This window comes from Streptococcus sp. 2154, assembly GCF_013277255.1.
Classification (GTDB): Bacteria; Bacillota; Bacilli; order Lactobacillales; family Streptococcaceae; genus Streptococcus; species Streptococcus pseudopneumoniae.
The window spans coordinates 14124-26161 of record NZ_VMMK01000039.1 but is presented as its reverse complement, the minus strand read 5'-3'; the positions used below and the strand labels follow the sequence as shown (position 1 = coordinate 26161).

Below are 12038 nucleotides of genomic sequence, written 5' to 3'. Positions count from 1 at the left end.
GAAAATCTCTTCAAACCACGTCAGCTCTATCTGCAACCTCAAAACAGTGTTTTGAGCAACTTGTGGCTAGCTTTCTGGTTTGCTCTTTGATTTTCATTGAGTATAAAATGATGGGGAAGGCTGGGCAACCAGTCTTTTTCGATGTTTATAGATTAGTTAGGCAAGTAAGCTAGGATAGGAATCTTTTTGGCGCTAAGATTTTAAGAGAAGAGACTGCAAGAAGGGGTAAATTTATGATAAAATAGAAGTCTAATACTCTGCGAAAATCTAATTTAAACTGCGTCAGCTCTATCTGCAACNNTTTTGAGCAACCTACGGCTAACTTCCTGGTTTGCTCTTTGATTTTCATTGAGTAGAAGAAGCGAATGAAGAGAGTAAGATGAAAGAAGCTATAATTGAGTGGAAGGATTTCTCTTTCCGGTATGAAACACAACAAGAACCGACCTTGCAGGGGGTGGACTTGACCATTTACAAGGGAGAGAAAGTCTTAATTGTTGGGCCATCTGGGTCAGGTAAATCTACCTTGGGTCAGTGTTTGAATGGGATAATTCCCAATATTTACAAGGGCCAGATGTCTGGAGAATTTGTGATCAAGGGTCAAGCCGCTTTTGATATGAGCATCTATGATAAGTCTCATCTGGTTAGCACAGTTTTGCAGGATACAGATGGGCAGTTTATCGGCTTATCTGTGGCAGAAGACTTGGCTTTTGCTCTGGAGAATGATGTGACAGATCTAGAAGAGATGAAAAGTCGTGTTCATAAATGGGCTGAAAAGCTGGACCTTCTCCCTTTACTAGCTCAGCGTCCTCAAGACTTGTCTGGTGGACAAAAGCAGCGAGTTAGTCTAGCCGGTGTCTTGATTGATGAAAGTCCGATTCTCTTGTTTGATGAGCCACTCGCCAATCTGGATCCCAAGTCAGGTCAGGATATTATTGAATTGATTGATCAGATTCATAAGGAGGAGGGGACGACGACCCTTATTATCGAGCACCGTTTGGAAGATGTTCTGCATCGACCTGTGGATCGGATTGTCTTGATAAACGATGGCCGTATCCTCTTTAATGGAAGTCCTGATCAGTTATTGGCGACTGATTTGTTGACCCAAAATGGAATTCGCGAACCCCTTTATCTCACCACTCTCCGTCAATTGGGTGTGGATTTAGCCAAGGAAGAACAGTTAGCAGATCTGGATAACTTGTCTATCTCAAAAGGTCAGGTTCAGTTGCAGAATGAACTGGCAAAAGAGATGCCAGATTTGCAGTCACTTTTTAGACTAGAGGAGGTTTCTTTTTCTTATGATGATAGACCGATTTTAAAATCCCTACATTTGGATATTAAAAAGGGTGAAAAGATTGCCATTGTCGGGAAAAATGGAGCAGGAAAGTCAACTTTAGCCAAGGCCTTAAGTAGCTTTATTCAGACGGAAGGCCGCTATCTTTGGGAAGGACAGGATATCAAAGGAGATTCTGTTGCAGAGCGGGCGGAACGAGTAGGCTATGTGCTGCAAAATCCCAATCAAATGATTTCAACCAATATGATTTTTGATGAGGTGGCTCTGGGACTACGTTTGCGAGGTGTGGACGAGCAGGAAATTGAAACGAGAGTCTATGAAACCTTGAAAATCTGTGGTCTCTATGAATTCCGTAATTGGCCTATTTCTGCCCTGTCATTTGGTCAGAAAAAACGTGTGACTATTGCCTCAATTTTGGTTTTAGGAGCTGAAATTATCCTCTTAGATGAACCGACAGCAGGTCAAGACCAGAAGAACTATACTGAGATTATGGAATTTCTCGAAGAGTTGCATCAAAAAGGTCATACCATCGTCATGATTACGCATGATATGCAATTGATGCTGGATTATTCAGACAGGGCCCTTGTCATGGTTGATGGAGAACTGATTGCTGATACTGATCCAGCTAGTCTTTTGAGCAATCCTGAGCTGTTAGTAAAAGCCAATCTAAAAGAAACTTCAATCTTCAACTTGGCTAAAAAACTAGACGTGGATCCACTTGCTTTAACGGCATTTTACAAAGAAAGGAGAGAAGGATGCAAGCTAAATTAATTGGTTACCAGCATAGAGATACTGTGATTCATCGCTTGTCAGGAGCTGGTAAACTTCTCTTTTTCATCCTCGTGTCATTGGCGGCCATGATTAGCTATGATACCAGACTGCTTGTTCTGATTGCCATCTTTTCGGTCTTTCTCCTCTATTTGTCAGAAATCCGTTTTAAAGATGTTTCCTTTGTGGCCGTTTTTGCGACGGTATTTGCCGTTTTAAACGTTTTGATGGTCTATCTCTTTTCTCCTGAGTATGGGGTTGGACTTTACGGAGAGAGAAGTGTGATTTGGCAGGGAATCGGTGCCTACACTCTGACCAGCCAGGAGCTCTTTTATCTGCTAAATCTGGCCATTAAGTACCTTTGTACCATTCCTCTGGCTATTATCTTTTTGATGACAACCCATCCTAGTCAGTTTGCTTCTAGTTTAAATCAAATTGGTGTGCCTTACAAGATTGCCTATTCAGTCAGTCTGACCTTGCGCTATATTCCAGATTTGCAGGAAGAATTCTTTACTATCAAAATGTCTCAGGAGGCGCGTGGGATGGAATTATCCAAGAAAGCTTCTCTTATGCAACGAATCAAAGGCAATTTGCGCATTATTACTCCCTTGATTTTTAGCTCGCTAGAACGCATTGATACCATCGCGACCGCCATGGAGCTTCGGCGCTTTGGGAAAGAGAAAAAACGCACTTGGTATAGTTATCAGGCCTTGAAAAAAGGAGACTATCTTACCTTGTTCTTGGCAGCCTTGTTTTTAGTAGCTAGTTTACTACTTATCTTGCAGAATCAAGGACGATTTTACAATCCTTGGAAATAGCTTGAAAAAATTGAAAAAATCAAGTCGTTTCTATTGACAATGATTCTGAAAGTGTTATACTAAGAAAGTAGTTTCGCTGATTTACTTCAAACCTGTTGTGAGGTAAGTTAACGATGCCTTAACCACGCTGTTTGCTGAGCTTGACTCCGGGCAGTGTGGCTATTTTTTTGCAATGGTGAAAGGAAGCAAGTCATGACAAATCACATTGTATTATTTGAACCACAAATTCCACAAAATACAGGCAATATCGCGCGTACTTGTGCTGCGACCAATTCTCCCCTCCACATCATCAAGCCAATGGGCTTTCCTATTGACGACCGCAAGATGAAGCGAGCTGGATTGGATTATTGGGATAAACTAGAGATTTATTTTTACGAGAGTTTGGAGGATTTCATGTCTCATATGAAGGGCAAACTCTATCTGATCTCAAAATTTGCTGAGAAAGTGTATTCTGATGTGGATTTATCGACTGACGAGGACCATTATTTTCTCTTTGGACGTGAAGACAAGGGCTTGCCTGAGGACTTTATGCGAGAACATCCTGAGAAGGCTCTCCGTATTCCCATGAATGATGAACATGTCCGCAGTCTCAATGTGTCTAATACCGTCTGCATGATTGTCTACGAAGCCCTCCGCCAGCAGCACTTTGCAGGTCTTGAGCTCGTTCATACCTATGAAGCAGATAAATTGAAATAAAAAATGAAAATGAACAAAATGCTTGCGCTTGCAAGCGTTTTTTGTTATGATAAAAGAGTCTTCAGGGCAGGGTGTGATTCCCGACCGGCGGTAAATTTGACTAGCTATTTTAGCTTTCTCGTCGTTGTCTTGTCTCGATATACTTTAAGTATTATCTTCGACTGCGACGCCTAGATAAATCTAAAATATCTTAGCCAAATAAGTCCGCGAGCGCAAGCTGATGTGGTGAGATTCCACAACCGACAGTATAGTCTGGATGGGAGAAGACGAAAGAATAGCTTTGTCTGTTCTGATAGATTTATAGCTAAACTGTAACCGCTTGCTTGAATTTCCTTAATAGAGTGAGAGGGAACTTTTGGGATATAAAAAGTGAGAATAGATAGAGGAATCCTTTCTAACTTCTTCTGATTTTATAGAAAATTGGAGGAACCTGTTATGACAAACACACGTCGACTTTCGACCATTGCGATCTTATCAGCCATCTCATTTGTGCTGATGTACTTTGACTTTCCGCTCTTGCCAGCGGCATCCTTCCTCAAGATCGAATTTAGTATCTTGCCAGTCCTTGTGGGTCTGGTGGTCATGGATTTGCCTGCTGCTCTAGGAGTGCTCTTGCTTCGCTCACTCTTGAAATTGCTTCTTAACAGCCAAGGAGTGAATACTTACATTGGTTTGCCGATGAATATCGTAGCTTTGGGAGTTTTTGTCATCGTATTTGCTTTGATTTGGAAAAAGGAACGGACAACCCTTCGTTTCCTACTAGGCTCTCTAGCTGGAACTATTGGTTTAACCTTTGCCATGTTGGTTCTCAACTATGTTTATGCTGTTCCTTTGTACGCTAAGTTTGCTAACTTTGATATTGGAAAAATTTTGGGACTTTCCAACTACCTAATGACCATGGTATTACCTTTTAACTTGATTGAGGGTGTAATCTTTTCCGTTTCATTCTGGTTGTTGTACGTCCTTTTGAAACCAACCTTAAAACACTATGAAAGATAAACAAACATTTTTAATGAAGGGCAGTTTTGCCCTTTTACTTTTCGTTATTCTTGGCTACATGGTCAAATTTTACCCTGAAACGCTGGTCGGTTTTGACCAATTGATTCAAACGGTAGTTCGAGGAGATTTGCCAGATTACTTGACTATTCTTTTCAAAGCCATCACACGCTTGATTGATATCCCAGTGATTATCACTTGGGTTGTTATTACAGCTTTTGTCTTTTATCGTAAGCGATGGAAGATAGAAAGTTTCTTCATGCTGGGGAATTTGGCTTTAGCGGGTCTTTTAATCGTGACCTTTAAAAATATCTACCAGCGCCCACGACCAGCTATCTTACATCTTGTGGAGGAGAAGGGATTTTCCTTCCCAAGTGGGCATTCTCTGGCTGTAACTTTGATGGTAGGTACTCTGATTGTCATTCTCAGTCAACGAATTAAAAATCCAGTCTGGAGAAAAATTGTACAAATCGTCCTTGGCCTCTACCTAGTTAGTGTGCTGGTATCAAGGGTATATCTGGGAGTTCATTATCCATCAGACGTTCTTGCCAGTCTCTGTCTGGGTTTGGGAGTCCTGTTTATCGAATTTCCCTTCTATGACAAGATCCGCTTCCAATGGCGATTTAAAGGCAAGCAGAAGTGATGGAAAAGATAAAAAATTGTACAAATACCAATAGAACCATATGAAATATATACTTGAAACATGTTTTGGTGTTTGATATATTTTAATAAATAAAGCAAGGAGGAAGAAAGTGTGGGTATGCTATTAGCGACACGATTAAAAAATAAAAGAAAGGAATTAAAATTATCTCAAAAAGAATTAGCTGAGGGGATTTGTGAGCAAGGGCAGATTAGCCGTATGGAGCAAGGTAAATATTCACCTGGGTCAGAATTACTCTTTCAACTATCTAAGCGATTGAAGGTGAGCATGGATTATTTCTTTGAAGATACTGAGGTTTCTAGTTTAGAAAATATTGATAAGTTTAAAGAATTATCTAAGAAATTTTTGGATGAGAGGGAATATGAATCTCTCCATTACATCTATGAACTGGAAAAATCTAAACGTACTCGTCTATCTGCTAAAGACCAGATTTATTTGGACTGGATTGATACATTAGTTCAATTCTGTTATTTAAATCATCAAACAGGGGCAGTTGCGAAACTGGAAAAAATACTGTTATCTCTGAAAAAATCTGATTTTTACTATCTACAACTGGGAAATACCTTGGCTAATTTTTATTTTGATATGGGGCAGGAAGACACATATCAGGAACTCTATCAACTTTTAAAAGAGAACCTCCAGTCACTATCTGTTCATCATTTGGAACAGTTAGAATTGATGATTAAATTCCGATATAACTATTGTAGATATTTGTGGTTGAATGAACGAACATCTGAAGCTATAGCAGAAATTACAGAAACGATAGCTATTTGTAAAAGATATAATAGTAGTTATCGATTAGCAGATTTGTATTGTTTATTGGGAAATATAAGCGAGAGCTTTGCTGAAAGGGATAGGATACTAGGTTTTTATCAAGTATCTTATCAGCTTTACAAGCACGAAGAGAACCAGAGAATGATGCTAGAAATTGAGAAGGAAATGAAATTATTGGAAAGTGAAGATTAAGAAAAAGATTTGTATTTTTAGATAACTTAAATTCATATTTCAAAAAAAATAAAAAAACACCATAAAAATTATTGACAAACCAAAATTGATGTATTAGAATATCATCAATAGTTTTTGATTTTGGTATTGGAGCTTTGGGGATATATTGGGCGTTGTTAGGATTTCAATTTCCTTTTGAGCTGAAGAAGGAGGCAATCCAATGAATACTTTTCTGACCAATAAAAATTACCGGATGTTGCTAATTAATCAATGGGTTTCGTCATTTGGTGATACGCTGTTTTATATTTCATTTATTTCTTATGTATCGGGATATAAATTTGCTTCATTAGCTGTTCTTTGTATAACAGTTTCGGAGACTTTGCCGCAGATTTCTCAGTTGTTCACAGGCGTTATTGCCGATTTTCAAAAAAATCGTGTTGCAAAATATATTGCTATATTGGCAAGTAAGTTTCTGCTTTATACTCTATTGACACTGTTTGTAACGGATAAGAACTTTTCTATGGGGATGGTTTTTCTTATTTGTGGCATCAATCTTTTATCAGATACCATGAGTTATTTTGCAGGTGCTATGATTTCTCCTTTGTATGTGAGGATTATAGGAGATGATATGACAGATGCTATGGGGTTTAGACAGGCAACTGCTGGTGTAGTTAATATTCTTAGCAACCTTACAGGTGGAGTTTTGATTGGGGTCATCAGTCTTCAGATGTTTGTGGGTTTGAATGCTTTGACCTTTCTTTTTGCACTGTTGGGTGTGGTGTTTATTCGTACTTCTTTGAGAGATATTGAGGGACAGATGGAGGTTAGTAAAAGATTAACCGCAAAATCTTTTGGAGAGCATTTCCTCTATTCTATGAAGATATTGTCAAGTTTTCCAACCATCATCAAATTAATATTCATTGCAGCTATGAACCAAGTGATTTTAAGCATTATTACCCCTTTAACGACTTTGATGTTGATTCATCATCCATTTATCTTCTTTGACACTGGGAAATCCATTGCAGCATTGTCAGTGGTTATTTTTTCAGGAACGATTGTGGGAAGTTTTTTGAGTGGAGGTATCCTAAAAAATATTCCCATAAAAATGATTGTCTACTTTGAAGAAATTATGCATCTCTGTATTCTCTTTTCTTGGTTGATCAATCATTTCCTCCTTTTATTGGTAGTTGTCTTCTTATGCGCAGTTGCAGTAGGAATGATGGGGCCTCGGATTTTCAACCTTGTATTCTCGATGGTTCCAGAAGAAGTCATGGGAACCATCCAGTCAGTGCTTGGAGTATTCAATGTTGTTGTACCAGGAATTCTTAGCATGCTCATCGTTGCCTTAGCGAGTGCTACAAACCTAAAAATCACAGTGCTTCCACTTTTTATTTTTGTATTGACTGCCTTAGCAATTGTGAAAGCAATGAAAATAGAGTAATAGTAGTATGAACTACTGTCTCTTTTTGGGTGGGAGTTCATTACCCATCAGACGTTCTTGCCAGTCTCTGTCTGGGTTTGGGAGTCTTGTTTATCGAGTTTCCCTTTTATGACAAGCTCCGCTTCCAATGGCGATTTAAAGGCAAACAGAAGTGAGTATCGAATTCCCTTGAGGAGAAAGAAATGAAAGTCAATATAGCATGTCTTCATCCGACTCAACTATACTTATTAGAAAAATGGACCATTCTGTATTATCCCATTACGCTGATTTAAGTTGGAGGAGCTCTTCCCATGCAACCTTAGAGCTTATAAAGAGTCCGATCAATACCGTCCAGCTAGAAATTAGGAGGAATCAGCAAGTGATTCCCCTGTCCCTCATAGAGTGATTATAAAACCATACGATAAATGTACCTCCTTAATTAATAAAATCAGACTTTACATGTTTAGAGAGATCACTGTTCCCAAGAGATACCATAATTCCTACCGTAAGCAATATTATATTTCTATCTATTTTAGTCACCACCTAAAACTATGATTTTGCAAGAAAGGTTATGGAATTCTCAAGCAATATGGCTAAAATTAGATAGATATACAAAAGGAAAGGTAGAAGCTTTCATATGTATGGTATATCAACACGAGAGCATAGTAATTGCGTAAAATATATTTTTTTGCTATACTAATCAATATTTATTTGCAAAAGGAATGAGTTAAGATAAGCAATAATAATTTTAAATACTTACTTTGCAATCAAATTTTTAACTTGATTGCAAATATTTTTTTCAGTGTAACAATCATCTCAAAGGTTTATTCACAAAGTAATTCTATCAGTGAATCAACATTTGTTTTGATAATAGGAACTATTTCAGCAGTTATAGGAGGTTTGATTGGACCTATTTTTTTAGACAAAATTTCACATAAAAATGTATTGTCGTTTACTAATCTGATTGGTGGGCTAGTTACTCTGTCTTATACCATTATCAGTTCATTTAATGATAGTATTATAATAACCTATTCCACAGTCTTTTTAATAAGCATCACCAATAGTTTTTATACTCCTGCACGTCTAGCTATTGTTCCTAGTATAGTTGATAATGATGCGATAGTAAAAGCAAACGGTCTCACCCTAAGCATTCGTCAATCCGTTCAAACAGCAGGCTGGGCACTTGCAATTCCATTGTCTACGTTACTAGGTTTGCAATATTCATTATATTGTATATCTTTGTGTTTCTTGCTCTCCTCAGTTCTAAGTTTTTATATTCACGTTGAAAAGAATCAACATAAACCAAACTCTTCCAAAAGTTCATATGTATATCAAATTTTTGAAGGTCTCATACCTATAAGGGATAATCCTGTCATCAGGGATATAACTATTATGGATATTATTGAAAATTTTGCAAATGTGATTTGGACATCTTCATACCTCCTAGCATTTACAACCACTATCCTTTTAACAAGTGAAACTTGGTGGGGATACCAGGGTTCAGCATACTTCTTAGGGATTATAGTTGGAGGAGGGGTAATAACAAAATACTCTCATAAACTTCAACATTTTCCAGGAAAATTTTTGTTTATATCATCACTTCTTGTTACACTACTCACACTATTTTACACTGTTAATAGAAGCCCTATCATAACAATTATTATTTCTTTTCTAGTCGGCCCCCCTGCACAAATTAGAAATATAATTCAAGAATCAATTATTCAAGAAAAAGTTGATCCTAGTATATTGGCAAGAGCTTTTGCTGCCAGAAGTGTTTTAATGCAACTAATGTATGCTGTAGCGCTAGTTTCATTTAGTTATCTAGCAGACTTAATTGGAATTTTGCCAGTATACTTTATTTCAGTTATCATTTATTTTGCAATTTCATTTATTCCTGTAATATCGTCAGCATTAAAAAAAACACTGTGAAATTATGTATTTTTATGGAGATATAAGACTTCATATATCGTTTTGAGTAGTTTATGAGTACAAGCTATGATAGTTTCCATCTTACTGCCTCCTATTCCATTAGATTAGACTTCCTGTGAAACAAAAATATGATACAATAAAATGATGAAGCAAGTAAACAACTAACTGATACACGATTTAAGCTCCTTGTTGCTGTTCAGCGCACGACTTTTGAAGAGATGTTAGCCGTATTAAAAATTAAACACGCAAAAGATGGATAAAAACCTAAATTAAGCCTAGAAGACCTTCTGATGGCCACTCTTCAATATGTGCGAGAATACCGCACTTATGAACAAATTGCGGCTGATTTTGGTATCCACGAAAGCAACTTAACCCATCGGAATCAATGGGTTGAAGTAACTCTTGTTCAAAGTGGTTTTACGATTTCAAGAACTCCTCTCAGTTCTGAGGATACGGTAATGATTGATGCGACGGAAGTAAAAATCAATCGCCTTAAAAAACAATTAGCGAATGATTCTGGTAAAAAGAAATGCCACGCTATGAAGGCTCAAGCGATTGTCACAAGTCAAGGGAGAATTGTTTCTTTGGAGATCACTGTGAACTATTGTCATGATATGAAGTTGTTCAAAATGAGTCGCAGAAATATCGGACAAGCTGGTAAAATCTTGGCTGACAGTGGTTATCAAGGGCTCATGAAGATATATCCTTAAGCACAAACTCCACGTAAATCCAGCAAACTCAAGCCGCTAATAGCTGAAGATAAAGCCTATAACCATGCGCTATCTAAGGAGAGAATCAAGGTTGAGAGTATTTTTGACAAAGTATAGTAGATTGAAACTAGAATAGTACACCTCTACTTCTAAAACATTGTTAGAAATCGATTTGACTGTCTTGATTGATTTGTCCTGTTCTTATTTCATCTCACTATGAAAACGTTTAAAATATTTTCAACAACCTATCGAAATCATCGTAAACGCTTCGGATTACGAATGAATTTGATTGTTGGTATTATCAATCATGAACTAGGATTCTAGTTTTGCAGGAAGTCTATTTACTCTGTTTTTGATTTAGAAGATCGTATCCTAGCTCAAGATGGGTATGAAGCAAAATGGTATAACTGGTGTGATGGTTTTAATCAAGCAGCAACTCTTTTGTTGAAAAGGTAGTGCATTGTGTCTTGTTCCTTATTATAAGGTCAATCATTGTGAGGAAGCTTTTGCTTGGTATCAGGATGTGAACTTGGTTTACCTCGTAGATGGGGTGAAGCTTCCTTACAGTCAAGCGACCTTGGAAGCCATGTATTTCTATTTGGATCGGCATGGTGAGCCTTTTTGGATTGAAGTCAAGGAGAAGGGAGAATGGTTTCCAATTGGGGATATTACACTATCTCAGGATAATCTCCCCATTGTGATTGGGAATTCCGCTTACCAACATCGAGGACTTGGAAAAAAGATTCTAAGTGCTTTGATTGAATTTGCTTGAGTAAAAGGATGGAAAGAATTGAGAGTTAAGGAAATCTACACCTACAATCATGCTTCTAGGAGGTGTTTCAAGTCGCTTGGATTTGTGGAAAATGGAGCAACAGAAAAAGGAAGGAGTTTTATATTGGAATTAGTCTAATCCTGCCACTTTCTCCCCCTTAACCTTTGACTATTCCGCAAAATTATCGTAAAATAAAGAGTAAATGATAAAATGAGGTCAGAGTCTGTTTGCTCTGGCGATAGTAGTATAAATGAGGAGAAACGCTTTGGAATTAGAAGTATTTGCTGGGCAAGAAAAAAGTGAACTATCTATGATTGAGGTAGCGCGTGCTATCTTGGAACTTCGTGGTCGCGATCATGAGATGCATTTTAGCGATCTTGTAAATGAAATTCAAAACTACCTTGGAACATCAAACAGCGATATCCGCGAAGCTTTGCCTTTGTTCTACACAGAGTTGAACTTTGACGGTAGCTTCATCTCACTTGGGGACAACAAATGGGGTCTTCGTTCATGGTATGGTGTGGACGAAATCGACGAAGAAATCATCGCTCTTGAAGAAAATGACGACGATGAAGTAGCACCAAAAGCTAAGAAAAAACGTGTCAATGCCTTTATGGATGGTGATTCAGATGCCATTGACTACAATGCAGATGATCCAGAAGACGAAGATGCATACGAAGCAGATCCAGCTCTTTCATACGATGATGAAAATCCAGATGATGAAAAAAATGAAGTGGAAGCTTATGATGCAGAAATCAACGAAATCGCTCCAGATGACTTGGGAGAAGATGTGGATCTCAACGAAGACGACGAGTTTTCAGATGATGATGCTGAAATCATCGAGGAATAAAAGTTAGCTATTGACAATTATCCTATTTTTAGGTATCATATTGTTCGGGCACCTCTTTTAGAGGTCGGAGCTCCCTAGTTCTTAGGGAGCTATTTTTGTTTTTACAAGAAGTTATCTTCTTGTATTTTATACTCAATGAAAATCAAAGAGCAAACTAGGAAACTAGCCGTAGGCTGCTCAAA

The 12038-nt window shown here is 37.8% G+C and carries 9 protein-coding genes, 5 pseudogenes and 1 riboswitch; all 14 genes and pseudogenes read left to right on the top strand.

What is annotated here, in order from left to right; all coding sequences use genetic code 11:
• The first annotated feature begins 379 nt into the window (after positions 1–379).
• The 14 genes and pseudogenes from HT693_RS07525 (at position 380) to rpoE (ending at position 11856) form a co-directional block, all read left to right on the top strand.
• Positions 380–2062: an ABC transporter ATP-binding protein gene (locus HT693_RS07525; RefSeq protein WP_138705106.1), complete on the top strand. Its 1683-nt coding sequence runs from the start codon at positions 380–382 to the stop codon at positions 2060–2062.
• Entirely contained in the window at positions 2047–2877 is an 831-nt protein-coding gene (locus HT693_RS07520) for an energy-coupling factor transporter transmembrane component T (RefSeq protein ID WP_001148088.1), read from the top strand. Before HT693_RS07525 ends, HT693_RS07520 begins: the two co-directional genes overlap by 16 nt.
• A gap of 192 nt (positions 2878–3069) precedes the next feature.
• The gene (locus HT693_RS07515) at positions 3070–3573 is read left to right on the top strand and encodes a tRNA (cytidine(34)-2'-O)-methyltransferase (RefSeq protein ID WP_000181376.1); all 504 of its coding nucleotides are present in this window, start codon (positions 3070–3072) and stop codon (positions 3571–3573) included.
• A 53-nt stretch (positions 3574–3626) separates the two neighbouring features.
• A riboswitch (FMN riboswitch) is annotated at positions 3627–3845 on the top strand.
• 163 nt (positions 3846–4008) lie between these two features.
• Positions 4009–4572 carry an ECF transporter S component gene (locus HT693_RS07510; RefSeq protein ID WP_000185825.1) on the top strand — a complete coding sequence of 188 codons (564 nt, stop codon included), beginning with the start codon at positions 4009–4011 and terminating at the stop codon, positions 4570–4572.
• Entirely contained in the window at positions 4562–5212 is a 651-nt protein-coding gene (locus HT693_RS07505) for a phosphatase PAP2 family protein (protein ID WP_000653436.1), read from the top strand. The genes HT693_RS07510 and HT693_RS07505 overlap by 11 nt, the downstream gene beginning before the upstream one ends.
• A gap of 111 nt (positions 5213–5323) precedes the next feature.
• Positions 5324–6196, top strand: a complete 873-nt coding sequence (locus tag HT693_RS07500; RefSeq protein ID WP_000525619.1) for a helix-turn-helix transcriptional regulator — start codon at positions 5324–5326, stop codon at positions 6194–6196.
• Between the two features lie 199 nt (positions 6197–6395).
• The gene (locus HT693_RS07495; RefSeq protein WP_001091363.1) at positions 6396–7616 is read left to right on the top strand and encodes an MFS transporter; all 1221 of its coding nucleotides are present in this window, start codon (positions 6396–6398) and stop codon (positions 7614–7616) included.
• A gap of 26 nt (positions 7617–7642) precedes the next feature.
• Positions 7643–7771: pseudogene (locus HT693_RS07490) on the top strand (phosphatase PAP2 family protein); the annotation flags it as partial.
• A 556-nt stretch (positions 7772–8327) separates the two neighbouring features.
• Positions 8328–9524: an MFS transporter gene (locus HT693_RS07485; RefSeq protein WP_100127924.1), complete on the top strand. Its 1197-nt coding sequence runs from the start codon at positions 8328–8330 to the stop codon at positions 9522–9524.
• Between the two features lie 140 nt (positions 9525–9664).
• Positions 9665–10348 (top strand): annotated as a pseudogene (locus HT693_RS07480) (transposase); the annotation flags it as partial.
• A 102-nt stretch (positions 10349–10450) separates the two neighbouring features.
• A pseudogene (locus HT693_RS07475) lies at positions 10451–10558 on the top strand (IS5/IS1182 family transposase); the annotation flags it as partial.
• Between the two features lie 9 nt (positions 10559–10567).
• Positions 10568–10690 (top strand): annotated as a pseudogene (locus HT693_RS07470) (chromosome partitioning protein ParB); the annotation flags it as partial.
• 4 nt (positions 10691–10694) lie between these two features.
• Positions 10695–11144 (top strand): annotated as a pseudogene (locus tag HT693_RS07465) (GNAT family N-acetyltransferase).
• Positions 11145–11271: 127 nt separating this feature from the next.
• Positions 11272–11856 carry a DNA-directed RNA polymerase subunit delta gene (gene rpoE, locus HT693_RS07460; protein ID WP_000418403.1) on the top strand — a complete coding sequence of 195 codons (585 nt, stop codon included), beginning with the start codon at positions 11272–11274 and terminating at the stop codon, positions 11854–11856.
• Positions 11857–12038 lie beyond the last annotated feature (182 nt).

What these genes read in the sequence shown, in the direction of transcription:
- HT693_RS07525 (WP_138705106.1), top strand. Translation starts at nt 380, where the DNA reads ATGAAAGAAGCTATAATTGAGTGGAAGGATTTCTCTTTCCGGTATGAA.
- HT693_RS07520 (WP_001148088.1), top strand. Translation starts at nt 2,047, where the DNA reads ATGCAAGCTAAATTAATTGGTTACCAGCATAGAGATACTGTGATTCAT.
- HT693_RS07515 (WP_000181376.1), top strand. Translation starts at nt 3,070, where the DNA reads ATGACAAATCACATTGTATTATTTGAACCACAAATTCCACAAAATACA.
- HT693_RS07510 (WP_000185825.1), top strand. Translation starts at nt 4,009, where the DNA reads ATGACAAACACACGTCGACTTTCGACCATTGCGATCTTATCAGCCATC.
- HT693_RS07505 (WP_000653436.1), top strand. Translation starts at nt 4,562, where the DNA reads ATGAAAGATAAACAAACATTTTTAATGAAGGGCAGTTTTGCCCTTTTA.
- HT693_RS07495 (WP_001091363.1), top strand. Translation starts at nt 6,396, where the DNA reads ATGAATACTTTTCTGACCAATAAAAATTACCGGATGTTGCTAATTAAT.